The 12,979-nt window shown below is 75.0% G+C and carries 12 protein-coding genes; 8 read left to right on the top strand and 4 right to left on the bottom strand.

Features of this window, described 5'->3' with window-relative positions; genetic code table 11:
• The first annotated feature begins 178 nt into the window (after positions 1-178).
• From QRN56_RS26855 to QRN56_RS26835, 5 genes are all read left to right on the top strand, one after another.
• Entirely contained in the window at positions 179-1,384 is a 1,206-nt protein-coding gene (locus QRN56_RS26855; RefSeq protein ID WP_285108473.1) for a GNAT family N-acetyltransferase, read from the top strand.
• 148 nt (positions 1,385-1,532) lie between these two features.
• Complete coding sequence (locus QRN56_RS26850) at positions 1,533-1,760, top strand: SCO4848 family membrane protein (protein ID WP_285108471.1); 228 nt, start codon at positions 1,533-1,535, stop codon at positions 1,758-1,760.
• A gap of 113 nt (positions 1,761-1,873) precedes the next feature.
• Positions 1,874-2,482 (top strand): TetR/AcrR family transcriptional regulator, encoded by a 609-nt coding sequence (locus QRN56_RS26845; RefSeq protein WP_285108468.1) that lies wholly within the window; start codon positions 1,874-1,876, stop codon positions 2,480-2,482.
• Positions 2,479-3,132: a pyridoxine/pyridoxamine 5'-phosphate oxidase gene (locus QRN56_RS26840; protein WP_285108467.1), complete on the top strand. Its 654-nt coding sequence runs from the start codon at positions 2,479-2,481 to the stop codon at positions 3,130-3,132. Before QRN56_RS26845 ends, QRN56_RS26840 begins: the two co-directional genes overlap by 4 nt.
• Before the next feature lie 127 nt (positions 3,133-3,259).
• Entirely contained in the window at positions 3,260-3,964 is a 705-nt protein-coding gene (locus QRN56_RS26835) for a maleylpyruvate isomerase family mycothiol-dependent enzyme (RefSeq protein WP_285108466.1), read from the top strand.
• 81 nt (positions 3,965-4,045) lie between these two features.
• Here the strand turns inward: QRN56_RS26835 and QRN56_RS26830 are convergent, their stop codons facing one another.
• Positions 4,046-5,005 (bottom strand): SDR family oxidoreductase, encoded by a 960-nt coding sequence (locus tag QRN56_RS26830; protein ID WP_285108464.1) that lies wholly within the window; start codon positions 5,003-5,005, stop codon positions 4,046-4,048.
• A 210-nt stretch (positions 5,006-5,215) separates the two neighbouring features.
• On the opposite strand from QRN56_RS26830, the gene QRN56_RS26825 reads away from it, so the two are divergent.
• On the top strand, positions 5,216-6,055 hold the full coding sequence (locus QRN56_RS26825) for a helix-turn-helix transcriptional regulator (protein ID WP_285108462.1): 840 nt from the start codon (positions 5,216-5,218) through the stop codon (positions 6,053-6,055).
• A gap of 119 nt (positions 6,056-6,174) precedes the next feature.
• Entirely contained in the window at positions 6,175-7,668 is a 1,494-nt protein-coding gene (mqo, locus tag QRN56_RS26820; RefSeq protein WP_285108460.1) for a malate dehydrogenase (quinone), read from the top strand.
• Between the two features lie 68 nt (positions 7,669-7,736).
• On the opposite strand, the gene QRN56_RS26815 is transcribed toward mqo, so the two are convergent.
• Genes QRN56_RS26815 through QRN56_RS26805 form a run of 3 tightly spaced genes read right to left on the bottom strand, consistent with a single transcriptional unit; the run spans position 7,737 to position 12,260 of the window.
• Complete coding sequence (locus tag QRN56_RS26815) at positions 7,737-9,155, bottom strand: condensation domain-containing protein (protein WP_285108458.1); 1,419 nt, start codon at positions 9,153-9,155, stop codon at positions 7,737-7,739.
• The gene (locus tag QRN56_RS26810) at positions 9,136-10,746 is read right to left on the bottom strand and encodes a condensation domain-containing protein (protein WP_285108456.1); all 1,611 of its coding nucleotides are present in this window, start codon (positions 10,744-10,746) and stop codon (positions 9,136-9,138) included. The genes QRN56_RS26815 and QRN56_RS26810 overlap by 20 nt, the downstream gene beginning before the upstream one ends.
• Positions 10,743-12,260, bottom strand: coding sequence for a condensation domain-containing protein (locus QRN56_RS26805; protein ID WP_285108454.1), 1,518 nt, complete (start codon positions 12,258-12,260; stop codon positions 10,743-10,745). The genes QRN56_RS26810 and QRN56_RS26805 overlap by 4 nt, the downstream gene beginning before the upstream one ends.
• A gap of 187 nt (positions 12,261-12,447) precedes the next feature.
• On the opposite strand from QRN56_RS26805, the gene QRN56_RS26800 reads away from it, so the two are divergent.
• On the top strand, positions 12,448-12,979 hold a 532-nt coding region (locus tag QRN56_RS26800; protein WP_285108452.1), incomplete at its 3' end, for a hypothetical protein.

The following is a 12,979-nucleotide window of genomic DNA, read 5'->3' as shown; positions in this document are numbered from 1 at the left end:
CCGCAGGCTCAGTCGCGATCCGTAGAGACTGTGCCGGAGGCGCAGCGGAGGGTGCGGGCCGAGGGACGAGGCACGCGCCCGCAGCGGAGCCGCAGGCTCAGTCGCCAGACAAGCAGAGCCTGAGCTGTCCTTCTTTTGGGCTCGCCCGCTCCCTCACCCGTTGCCTAGGGTCGCCTGCATGACCCTCACCGTGCGCCGGATCGAGTACGCCGACCAGCCCGACTACACCCGGCTGGGCGGCGAGGCGTTTGGCGTGCCTGCCGGGGGCCGCGCGGTCCCGACGGCAGAGGAGTGGGCCGCCTCGGGCTTTCGGGAGTGGGGTGCGTTCGACGGCGACGGGCTGGCCGCCCGTCTGCGCGTCTACGGGTTCACGTCGTGGTTCCACGGCGCCCGCGTGCCGACGGCGGGCGTGGCGGGGGTCGCCGTCGAGCCCGAGCGGCGCGGCTCCGGGCACCTCGCGCGCCTGTTCCGCACCGCGCTCGACGAGGCCCGCGAGCAGGGCGACGTCCTCTCCACGCTCTTCCCGTCCGCGCCGGGCATCTACCGCCGAATGGGTTACGAGGTGGTCGGCTCGTTCGACGACGTCGACGTGCCGCTGCAGAACCTGAACCGGGTGGCGGCGCCCGACGGCGTGGTGACCCGCCGGGCCGCGACGGCCGACTTCGACGCCGTCGTCGCCGTGCACCGCCGCTGGGCCGGGGCACAGAACGGGCCGGTCTCGCGGGCGGAGAAGCCGTTCTGGACCCCGCCGGAGAAGTTCTTCGCCGACTACACGGGCGTCACGCTGGCCCTCGACACCGCGGGCGAGGTGGTCGGCTTCGCGAGCTGGACCCGCGGCGAGGGGTACACGCCGGCCACGACGGTCATGGAGATCGACGACCTCGTCGCGCTGACGCCCGACGCCGCCCGGGCCCTGTGGCGCACCCTCGGCAGCTTCTCGACGGTGGTCGGCACGGCGCGCGTGGCGACGTCGGGCCTGGATCCCGCGTGGTTGGTGCTGCCCGACCTGACCACGACCGTGCACTCCGCCCACCCGTACATGCTGCGTGTCCTGGACGTGGCCGGTGCGCTGGGCGGGCTCGCGACGCCGCTGGAGGGCGCCCGCGTGCCGTTCGCCGTCCGGGGCGCGGAGGATCTCGCGGGCGCCTGGACGCTCACGGTCTCGGACGGCGTCACGCATCTGGAGCGGGACGACGTCGCCGTCGACGACGCGCACCACGAGCGGCCTGTGCTCAGCCCGAACGGGCTGGCGCTGCTGTACCCGGGCGCGCAGTCGGCGGCGAACCTGCGGATCGCGGGCCACCTCACCGGCCCGGCGGACCACGACGCCGTCCTGACCGCGCTGTTCGCGGGCCGCCAGGTCCACGTCCGCGACTACTTCTGACCCACGCCGGCCGGCGCCCGCCTCCAGCCGGACGGTGTTGACCACAGCACTTCCTGCCACGACCGGCGTCCGCCTGGCAGCAACCGCTGTGCTCGAGCGCCCTCGGGGGCGCGTCGGGGCCGTGTTTGGCGCGGCGGATAATCGGCGGGTGGATATTCCTGTCGGCTGGTCCGTCGTACTCATCGTCACCGCGCTGTGGAACCTGCTCATCTGGCCGCGGTTCTGGCAGCGCATCGTCGCCGACCCCCGCTCGCGCGACGCCGACGGCCGGGCCACGACGTTCCTCACCGTGCACAGCGTGCTCATCGGGGTCTCGCTCGCCCTGGCCCTCGCGGTCGGCGTGCTGGGCGTGCTGGGCGTGCTCACCCTCCTCTGACGTCGTCGAGATCTGGTGGCCGCACCGGGACCTGACCGTGCGCCACCAGATCTCGACGCATGCTCTGGCCGTCCGAGGTTGGCACCATACCTGGAGGTAGGTATGGTGCGGGCATGAGCAGCAGCACATCCGCACGTGAGCGGCTCGTCGGCGCCGCGCAGGATCTCTTCGCCGCCCAGGGGGTCGGGCCCACGAGCCCGCGCGCCGTGCTGGCGGCGTCCGGCGTCGGGCAGGGCAGCCTGTACCACCACTTCCCCACCAAGCACGACCTCGCCGTGACCGCCGTCGGCGCCACCGTGGACGACGCGCTGACGCGCGCGATGCGCACGCTCGGCGGCGACTCCCCCGCCGTCGAACGCCTCGTCGCCTACCTCGAACGGCCGCGCGAGGCGCTGGCCGGCTGCAAGATCGGCCGCCTCACCGCCGACCAGGCAGTGATGGACGACGACGGCCTGCACGACGTGGTGACCGCCTACTTCGTGCGGCTGCTCGGCGCCGTCACGCAGATCTTCCGCGAGACCGGGCTGCCCGACGACGTCGCCCGCGACCGTGCGCACGCCGCCCTCGCCATCATCCAGGGCGGGTACGTCCTGGCCCGGGCCACGCGGGATCCCGGCGCGCTCGACGCCGCGGTGCGCGGCTTCGTCGGCCTGCTGAACCAGGACCCGCCGCACCAGGGCACGCTGAACCAGAGCCCGCCGAACCAGAAGGAGAACTCGTGACACTCCGCGAGCGCCTGCGCGCGCTGCCCACCTTTGCCCGGCCGGGGCTGCCGGTCCTCGACACCGCGGCCGCGCCGTCCACCCCGCACGACCTGTTCGTGACGTGGATCGAGCAGGCGATCGACGGCGGGCTGCTGGCCCCGCAGGCCGCGACGCTGTCGACGGCGGACGCCGCCGGGCGGGTCCACGCCCGCACGCTGGTGCTCAAGGACGTGACGGCGGACGGCTGGTGGTTCGCGTCGCAGTCCACGGGGCCCAAGGGGCGCGACCTGGCGGCGAACCCGAACGCCGCGCTGACGTTCTTCTGGCCGGAGCTGGGCCGCCAGGTCAAGGTGACGGGCACGGCGGCGTCGGCCGGGGCGGAGGCGAGCCGGGCGGACTTCCTCGCACGGCCGGACCTGTCGCGCGCCGCGGGGTTGGTGAACCACCAGAGCGAGCCGCTCGGGTCGCAGGAGGAGTACGCGGACGCGTTCGCCGAGGCGCTGCGCACGGTCACCGCCGACCCCGGGCTGGCTGCCCCGGACTGGACCGCGTACGTGCTCGCGCCGACCGAGGTCGAGTTCTGGCAGGCGCCGGACGACGGCCCGCACACGCGGCTGCTGTACCGGGCGACGGCCGACGGCTGGTCGACCGGCCTGCTGTGGCCCTGACCGGCCGCTCGCCCGCCTCAGCCGACGTGTCAGACGTACAGGTCACCCGGGCGACCTGTGCGGCTGACACACGCACGCACGCCTGACAGGCCGCCGAACAGATCGGCCCCGACGAAGGGATACCCCCGTGACGACCCTCCCACGCACCACCCCGGCGAGCACCGGCCCGAGCACCGGCCTGATCGCCCACGCCCGTGCCGACGCGGCGGCGGGGCTGGACGCGCTCCTGTCCGCCGTCGGGCGGCTGAACGCCGACGACCTCGCCGGGCCGTCGACCCTGGACGGCTGGACCCGAGGGCACGTGCTCGCGCACGTCGCGGGCCTGGCCACGGCGATGCTCGGGCAGGCGCGGGCCGCCGAGCGCGGCGAGGTGGTGCCGGTCTACGCCAGCCCGGAGGCCCGCAGCGCGGGGATCGAGGCGGGCGCCGGACGCACCGTGGCCGAGCACCTGACCGTCCTCGGCGACCTCCGCGACAGCCTGGCCGAGGCCTGGCCGCAGCCCGGCTCGCCGCTGTGGGAGGCCCCGAGCGGGTATCGCGGCGGGCCGCTGTCCGGCTGCCTGCTCGCCTGGTGGCGCGAGGTGCGCATCCACTCGGTCGACGCGCTGGCCGGCACCACGCAGGAGGTCGGGTACGAGACGTGGGACGACGCGCTGTGCGCCCACCTCCGCGAGTTCCTGGCCGTCCGGCTGCCCGACGGCGTGTCCGTGGACGACGTCGCCGGCGACCCGCGCGACGTCACCGCCTGGCTGGCCGGACGGGTCCCGGCGACGCCGCTGCCGGGCGACCTGCCCGAGCTGGGACCGTGGCCGTCGTCGACGCCCGCCCGCTGAGCACCGTGTCGGACGCTCAGGCCACCCGGGAGAGCTGAGCGTCCGACCGGTCCGGGCACGGCGACGGCAGGACGGCCGGGCTCACGAGTTGTCGCCCACCGCCGCCGCGAACCGAACCCCCGTGAGCCGCTCCGACGCCTCCCAGACGCGCGCGGCCTCCTCGGCGCTGCGCAGCGGCCCGTACATCGCCTGCTCGGCGGGCCGGCCGCCGAGGTTGCCGGGGCCGCTCGGCCCGTAGAGGGCGCCGGGCCTGGCCGCGGGGTCGGTCGCGGCCATGAGGGCGGGCAGCTTCGCGGTCTCGACGGTACCGACCAGGATGCCGCGGGCCGAGAGCGCACGGATCAGCCGGACCGCGGGCGTGTCGGTGCTCCGGCCGAGCTCGGGACGCGCGGCCAGGAGGCTGGTGGGCGCGACGCCGGGGTGGGAGAGGTTGCTGGTGAGACCCCAGCCGTGGGTCCGGCTGCGGCGCTCCAGCTCCAGTCCGAACAGGCCGAACGCGATCTTGGACTGCGCGTAGGCGTCCATGCCGTCGTACGAGCGCTCCCAGTTCAGGTCGTCCCAGTTGATGCTGCCGCGCCGCGCCGCGACGCTGACCTGCGAGGTGACGCGCGCGCCGCCGTCGCGCAGCAGCGGGAGCAGATGACCGACCAGCGCGAAGTGGCCCAGGTGGTTGGTACCCGTCTGCAGCTCGAACCCGTCGGCGGTGGTCTGGCGGGTCGGCGGCCGCATGACGCCGGCGTTGTTGATCATCACGTGGATCGGCCGGCCCTCCTCGCGCAGGGTGTCACCCAGCGCCGCCACAGAGTCCAGGGAGGACAGGTCGAGCGTGCGCAGCGAGAGCCGCGCGTCGGGCACCGTGCGCCGGATGGCGGCGACCGCCGCCTCGCCCTTGCGCGGGTTGCGCACGGGCATGACCACCTCGGCGCCGGCCGCGGCCAGCCGGGTCGCCATGCCCAGCCCCATCCCGTCGCTCGCTCCGGTGACCAGCGCGCGCTTCCCGGCCAGGCTCGGCACGGTGATGTCGATCGGTGTGCGTGACATGGGCACTTCTCCCTCGTGTGGTCGAGATCAGTTCGTCGAGATCGGTTCGTCGTCGACCTCGATCCTGGGCGGACGCCGGGGACCTATCCAGGGCCTGGCGATCACAGGCTCGCCGGGTCACGGGTCCGCCCCGTACGGGGGGATCGGCGGGCCGTGGCTCCGTCGTCCGGCGCGGGGTAGAAAGAAGCCGTACGCGAGACAGGGGGAACCGTGATCGATCGCACCGGGCTGGCGGAGTTCCTGCGCCGACGCCGCGAGCTGCTGCAGCCGGAGGACGTCGGGATGCCGCGGGGGCAGCGCCGCCGCACGAGCGGGCTGCGACGGGAGGAGGTCGCCGTGCTGTGCAACATGTCGACCGACTACTACTCCCGGCTGGAGCGGGAGCGCGGACCCCAACCGTCCGAGCAGATGATCGCGTCGATCGCGCAGGGCCTGCACCTGTCGCTGGACGAGCGCGACCACCTGTTCCGGCTGGCCGGGCACCATCCGCCGGTGCGCGGCACCACCAGCGAGCACATCAGCCCCGGGCTGCTGCGCATCCTCGACCGGCTCGACGACACCCCCGCGGAGATCGTCACCGAGCTCGGCGAGACCCTGCGGCAGACGCCGACGGGCGTGGCCCTGACCGGGGAGACGACCGGCTACACCGGGCCGGAGCGCAGCATCGGGTTCCGCTGGTTCACCGACCCGGCCACGCGTGCGCTCTACGCGCCCGAGGAGCACCCGTTCCTGACGCGCATGTTCGCCTCGGGACTGCGCGAGATCGCGACCGTCCGCGGGCCGGGCTCGCGCGCCGCGCGGTACGCCGAGATCCTCCTGGAGCGCAGCGAGGAGTTCCGTCAGGTGTGGGAGGCCCACGAGATCGGCGTCCGCCCGCACGAGGTGAAGCACTTCGTGCACCCCGAGGTCGGGGCGCTGGAGCTGACCTGCCAGTCCCTCCTCGGCCCGGACCAGTCGCACCGGCTGCTCGTGTACACGGCCCTGCCCGGCAGCGAGAGCTACGAGAAGCTGCGGCTGCTGTCCGTGCTCGGGCCGCAGGAGGTGCGCTGACGCGCGCAGAGCGGACATCACCGTCAGCGCTCATACCGTGAGCGAGGTCACGGTACACATCACGTGATTCATGCCACAGCGCTCGTTCCGCTTTTCACAAGCGCGCTATCTTTCTGAGCGTGACTTCTTACCTCCAGACAGCCCCGCGTCCCTCCGAAGAGGTCGACGTCGCGCTGATCGGCGGAGGGATCATGAGCGCCACCCTCGGCGCGCTGCTCACGATCCTTGAGCCGACCTGGCGTGTCGGGATCTACGAGCGCCTCGACGAGGTGGCACTCGAGTCGTCGAACCCGTGGAACAACGCGGGCACCGGCCACGCCGCCCTCTGCGAGCTGAACTACACGCCGGAGCGCAAGGACGGCTCCGTCGACATCTCCAAGGCGGTGAAGATCAACGAGCAGTTCCACACCTCCCGCGAGTTCTGGAACCACCTGCTCACCGCGGGCCTGATGGAGGGCACCGACTTCATCAACGTCACGCCGCACATGACGTTCGTGCGCGGCGCCGAGAACGTCGACTTCCTGCGCCGCCGCTTCGACGCGCTGAGCGCGCACCCGCTGTTCGGCGACATGGAGTTCAGCTCCGACCCGGCCGTGATCGGCTCGTGGGCCCCGCTGATGACGCTGGACCGCGACACCGACGAGCCCATCGCCGCCACGCGCGCCGCCGCGGGCACCGACGTCGACTTCGGGTCGCTCACCAGGAAGCTGATCGGCTTCGCCACCGCGCACAACACCGAGCTGCACGTGAACCACGAGGTGCGCGGGCTCAAGAAGCTCCGGGACGGCCGCTGGCGCCTGACCCTGAACGACCGCTCCTGGAACGCCGGCACCCGCCGTCGCACCGTCACCGCGAAGTTCGTCTTCGTCGGCGCCGGCGGCGGCGCGCTGCCCCTGCTGCAGGCGTCGGGCATCAAGGAGGCGCGCGGGTACGGCGGCTTCCCGATCTCGGGCGAGTTCCTGCGCACCGCGAACCCCGAGCTCGTGGCCCAGCACCACGCGAAGGTCTACGGCAAGGCCGACGTCGGCGCCCCGCCGATGTCCGTGCCCCACCTGGACACGCGCATCGTGGACGGCCAGAGCTACCTCATGTTCGGCCCGTACGCCGGGTTCAGCCCCAAGTACCTCAAGAAGGGCAAGTACCTCGGCCTGATCACGTCGCTGCGCCTGCACAACGTCTTCTCGATGCTGGGTGCCGGCGTGAAGAACCTCGACCTCACCGGCTACCTCGTCGGGCAGGTCGCGGCCGCGCCGGAGACCAAGTTCCACGAGCTGCAGCGGTTCATGCCCACGGCGCAGCCCGCCGACTGGGAGAAGATCACCGCCGGCCAGCGCGTCCAGGTCATCAAGTGGGTCAAGGGCAAGGGCGGCGTGCTGGAGTTCGGCACCGAGGTCGTCGCGGCCCAGGACGGCACGATCGCCGGCCTGCTGGGCGCGTCCCCGGGCGCCTCGACCGCCGTCGCCGCCATGACCGGCCTGCTGGAGCGCTGCTTCCCCGCGAAGTACGCCGAGTGGAAGCCGCAGCTCACCTCGATGATGCCGAGCCTCGGCGGCGACGTGGACTACGACGCCGCGCAGCTCACCTCGGCCGAGAAGGTCACCGCGGGCGCCTGAGCGCCGGGTCTGGTCGCACCGGAGCATCGAACGGAGGAGTAATCGCTTCCCCAGCCCTGGGAGAGCGACTACTCCTCCGTTCGGGCGTGTTCCGTCAGCAGCTCCGACCAGCGGTCCAGCACGGCGTCGATCGTCTCCGTCGCCGTGGGGGTGCGGGGCATGCGGGCGCGGACGGCGATGCCGTCGTCCGAGCGGGAGACCCAGACCTGGAGGTCGTCGGCGCGGGTGGCGGCCGAGACGTGGTGGGCCCGCCGTCCGGCGGCCGCGGCGTGCCCCGGCAGGCGCCGGTAGTCCAGGTAGGACACCTGGAAGATGTCCGTCCGCGGGAACCGCAGCGGCTGGGGCAGCGACGTCACCACCTGCTCCAGCGGCACCGCGGCCAGCTCGCGCGCGGCCCGCAGGGCCTTGCCGGTCGCGGCCAGCGCGGTGTCGGGCACGGTGTGCCGGACGGCGGGGCCCGCGGGCACGGCCCAGGGCCGAACCCCCGCGGGAGTGCCCCCGGCGCCGGAGTCGATGCGCAGCGGCACCGTGGTGGTGTGCCAGCCGACGGCGCCGCGGGCCGCCACGTCGTCGCGGGTGTGCACCGGCAGCAGGGTCTCCAGGACGGCGGGGCCGCCGAGGTCCGCGACGGCTCGGGCCAGCGTGACCAGCACGGCCGCCGACGTCGACGCGCCGGCCGCCCGGGCGCGCTCCGCGACGTCGCCCGCGGTCGCGGCGTCGGCCAGCGGGCGCACGACGGTGCGCTGCGGCACCCGCTCGCCGTCGGGCACGCCGAGCGGCAGGGGGAACGTGGGCAGCGCCCAGCCGCGGTCGCGCAGGAACCCGTGCCAGGTCGCGAGGCGCGGGTCGTCGGCGCCGACGGGCGGCGGTCCGGCCGTGTCGCCGGACGGCGCTCCGGCGAGGCGCCCGGTCCCCTCCGCGGGGGACCTGCCACCCGTGCGCTCGGCGTAGCGGGCGGCCAGCTCGTCGATCACGACGGTGGTGGACCAGGCGTCGGTGTGCAGGTGGTCCATCCCGAGCACGATCGTCGAGCGGTCGGGACGGCTGATCGCGGCGGGCAGGAACGCCGGGTAGCCGAACGGCGCACAGCGCCGGGTGAGCTCGGCCGCCAGGTGCTCGCGCGTCTCCGCGACCGTGCGGGTGACGGGTCCGTCGTGCCGCCGCCAGACGAGGCCGTCGACCTCGTGCCGCACGAGGCCCACCCGCTCGGGCGCGGGCCGCCGGACCGCCTCGACCCGCAGCCCGGGGTGGTCGGCCACGAGGTCACGGAAGGCGGCCTCCAGCGCCCCGGGGTCGATCGGCCCGTCGACGTCGAACGCGGCGGTGATCCACACGCTCGGCTCGCCGGAGCCGGCGCCGAGGAGGTGGTTGCGCTGGTTCCAGGTCAGGGCCGCCGCGGCCGGACGACGTCCCGCCCCGGGCGTGACGTCCCAGGCGAGGACCCGGCCGGGCGCCGGCTCCCAGAGGTCAGCCGAGAGAACCCGCACCGGTCGCCTCCAGGTGCTCGTCCCGCACGGCGGCACCCGCATCGGCACCCGCATCAGGACCCGCAGCGACACCCGCGGCGGCGGCCTCGGCGACGGCAGCGGCGAACGTCGCCGTCAGCTCCGCGAGGTAGCGGTCCACGGCGGCCTGCGCCGCCGGGGTGTCCGGCGTCTGCGTGACGACGTACAGCCGCTCGTGGTCGCGGTTGACCCACAGGGACGCGTTCGCGGTGCGGCCCTCCCCCGTGAAGTGCAGGCCGTTGTCGTAGGCCGGGCGCCCGACGCCGGGGAACCGCCGCAGGTCGAGGTAGCTGATGAGCTGCGGGCTGCCGAGGGACGCGGGGTCGAGCACACCGCCGGCCAGCATGACGCCGAGCGCCGCGTGCACCGGCACCTCGGCCACCTTCCGGGCCTGGCGGAACGCCGTGTCGGCGGCGGGCAGGACGGCGGCGAAGGACGCCGGGCCGCCTTCGGGCACCGGGAACGTGACCGGCGCGAAGTTGCACAGCCAGCCCTGCGTGGTCTCGAAGCCGGGACCGCGCGTGCCGACCACGGTGACGCCGAACCAGTCGGCCGCGCCGGTCAGCCGGGCGTCCGTGAGCGCGATCCCGGCGAACACCGCGCCGGTGAACCGGGCGCCGTGCGCGGCGGCCAGCTCGTCGATGCGCGCGAGGCCGGCGGCGTCGAGCAGGGTCGCGGAGCGGATCTTCACCGGGGCGGTCTCTCCCGGCGGCAGGCCGAGGTCCAGCGCGAACTGCGGCAGGCGGCCGCCTTGCGCGGTCACGGCGTCGGACCAGGCGCGGATCTGGGGCGCGTCCGCCGGGGTCGCCGCGGCGAGCTCGTGCTCGGCCCGGGCGTGGTCCAGGAAGGACCCTGCGGTCGTGGGCTCGGGACGCGCGGGTCCGGGCGCGCCGTCGGCGGCCGGACCGCCGTCGCCCGACCCTGCGTCGCCCGGCCCGGTGTCGCCCGACCCGGCGTCCCCTGCCGCCAGCTCCTGCCCGTACAGCTCCTCGATCTCGCTCAGCACCATGAGCTGCGACCCGCCGTCCGTGAACGCGTGGTCGCAGCCCCAGAACAGCCCGAACCCGTCGTCGGTCACGACGGCGCCGAGCGCGAACGGGGCCCAGGAGTCGGGGCGGCACGCGGCGTCGAAGGTCGCGTTGACGTGTCCGGTCACCCACTCGTCCCACGGGATGCCGGGCACGGGCGAGAGCGCGGGGACGTCCACGGGCGCGAAGGCGACGCCGTCCGCCGGGACCAGGTGGCGCACCGCGTCGCCGCCGTCGGCGCAGGCATCGACGTCGAACCAGGTGCGCAGGCCCTCGTGCCGCCGCACGAACCGGGTCAGGGCCCGGGCCAGGGCGGCGCCGTCGAACGGCCCGTCGAGGCGGGACGCGGTACCGGTCCACGCGCGGTGCCGGCCGCCGGAGGCCCGGCGCGCCGCGAAGGCGCGCAGGTGGTCGCCCTGGAGGAACGACGGCGGCCCGGGGTCCACCGGAGCCTGCCGGGCCGCGTCGAGCGCCGCCGCAGTGGGCCGCACGTGCACCACCTGCCCGGCGCGCGGGGACCAGGTGCCCAGGGCGCCGAGGATCATGCGACCGCCTCGCTCAGGCCGGCGGTGCCGAAGGCCCGGAAGCAGGAGCGCAGCTCCTCGATCAGGGCGTCCGTCGCGGCGTGCGCCTCCGGGGTGTCGGGATAGCGGGTGGAGACGTTGAGGCCGTCGTGCGTGCGCAGGAACCAGAGGTAGAGCTCGTCGGTGCCGTACGCGGGGCTGCGCAGGGTGCGGGCGTCCCAGGTGCTCCACCGCTCGGCCCCGGGCACGAACCGCGTGTCCACGTAGGAGACGGCGAGGTGCGGGCCGTCGGTGATGCCGCCCAGCTCGGCGATGCGCGCGAACGAATACCGCACCAGGGGCTTGCCCGCCGCGACCGCGGCGTGCGCACGCTCGACGGCGGCGGTCAGCGCGTTGCCGTCGACCACCCGGCCCGCGCCGGCCCCGCCCGCACCGGCCCCGCCCGCACCGGCACGGCCCCCGCCGGCCCCGCCCGCGTCGACCTCGCGCAGCACCGGGTCCACGCCGGCGAGGTCGAGGTCCACGGGGCACAGGCCCACGTACCAGCCGACGGCGGCGGCGTGCTGCGGCGCGTACCGGGTGTGCATCGGCAGCACGAACCGGAGCCGGTCGATCCCGTGCACCCGCCGCGCGGCGTGCGCGAACGTGGCCAGCACGCCGGACTGGGCGGACGCGCCGCGCGCCCGGCTGCGGGCGCTCAGGTCGTCGGTCTGGTCGGCGGTGGCGAGCCACGCCGACCGGGAGGCCTGCGGGCGGGCGGCCTCGGCGGCGTCGGCGGCCGGGTGCGTGACGCCCTCGGCGCCGTAGCGCGGGAAGGTGGCGTCCGGCCCGAGGAAGTCGAGCCAGCGGTGCACGGGTTCGCCGTCGGCGGCGAGCGTCATGGCGAGCTTGCGGTCCTCGGCGGAGAAGTCCACGTGGGAGCCCACCTCCAGCGCGCGCAGCTCGGCGTCGGGCACGCCCCGGCGGGCGGCGTCGTACAGGGAGACGATCTCCTCGAACCAGAGGAGCTGGGAGTAGGCGTCCATGACCGAGTGGTCGGCGCCGAACGCGAGCACGAAGCCGTCGGCGCCGGGCTGGCTCCCGGAGCCCTCGCCCGCCGGCTCCGGCACGACGCTGGCCAGGACGCAGTGCGGCCAGGCGGTTGGCGAGACGTCGGCGAGCAGGCTGGGCAGCAGGGTCGTGACCTGCGCGGCGGTCAGGTCGCCCACCACGAGGTCCCGGACGGCGACGGCCTCGGCCGGCGCGGTCACGCGCCGCCAGCCGGAGCCGGCGTCGCGGGTCACGGTGGTGCGCAGCACCTCGTGCCGGCTCACCCAGGCGTGGATGGCGCGGCGCAGCGGCTCCGGCTCGTACGGCCCGGGGACCCGCAGCACCGAGCCGATCCAGGAGCCCGGCTCGGAGTCGCGCAGGTGCGCCTCGTGCCCCGGGGAGAGGTCGCGCGGGTCCTGCTGCCACCGTCCGGCGTCGGCCCGCGGCGTCCAGGACGTCACGACCCCGGCGGGCAGGTCGTAGGCCGAAAGCTCGGTGTATTCCATGCGGTCGGTCCCTCGATCGGTCTGTGGGCACGGCCAGCACGACGTCGGACGAGTTCCGCGGTCCCCTTGCGGCGACCTTTATACCGGATTCGCCGGGTGAAAGTTAGTCCCCCCGTAATGCCCGGTATGGTCGGGCTTCAGAAGCCCACGGTCCCCTCCGGGACCGGAACCGACCGGGGAGACGAGCGTGACGGACCCGCCACCCGCACTGCGCCTGCAGTTCGCCGACGACATGTTCCTGCGCCGGCACGACGGCGGCACGAGCCCCGCCGTGAACCAGGTGCTGTGGCGCCTCGACGGCCCCTTCGACGCCGATCGGCTGCGTGACCTGGCCGGACGCCTCGCCGCCGGGGCGCTGCACCGGCGCGTGGTACGCGCCCGCGTACCCGGCGCGCGGCACCGCTGGGCGCCCGCCGGCACCCTGCCCGTGCTGGACCTGCAGACGGCGCCCGTGCCCGAGGGCGGCGTCGGCGCCTGGGCGCAGGCCCAGGCCGACGTGCCGCTCGACCCTGCTCGGGGCCTCTCCTGGCGGATCTCCGCCGCGGACGTCGCGGGCCGCCCGGGCGCCGGCGGCGCCGGGCCCGTGGTCGGGTCGGTCGTCTCGCTCACCTGCGCGCACGCCGTCGCCGACGGCGCCGCGCTGATCGACGCCGTGGTGCGCGCCGCGACGCACGCCGAGCCCATCGTCGTCCCCGCACCCGAGCGCGGCCGGCGGGCGC

This window comes from Promicromonospora sp. MEB111 (assembly GCF_030209445.1).
In the GTDB taxonomy this organism is placed as follows: Bacteria; Actinomycetota; Actinomycetes; order Actinomycetales; family Cellulomonadaceae; genus Promicromonospora.
This window is presented reverse-complemented; position numbering and strand designations above follow the sequence as displayed.

Excerpts from the sequence above, each read along its gene's own strand:
- QRN56_RS26855 (WP_285108473.1), top strand. The coding sequence starts at position 179 with ATGACCCTCACCGTGCGCCGGATCGAGTACGCCGACCAGCCCGACTAC.
- QRN56_RS26845 (WP_285108468.1), top strand. The coding sequence starts at position 1,874 with ATGAGCAGCAGCACATCCGCACGTGAGCGGCTCGTCGGCGCCGCGCAG.
- QRN56_RS26830 (WP_285108464.1), bottom strand. The coding sequence starts at position 5,005 with ATGTCACGCACACCGATCGACATCACCGTGCCGAGCCTGGCCGGGAAG.
- QRN56_RS26810 (WP_285108456.1), bottom strand. The coding sequence starts at position 10,746 with ATGATCCTCGGCGCCCTGGGCACCTGGTCCCCGCGCGCCGGGCAGGTG.
- QRN56_RS26805 (WP_285108454.1), bottom strand. The coding sequence starts at position 12,260 with ATGGAATACACCGAGCTTTCGGCCTACGACCTGCCCGCCGGGGTCGTG.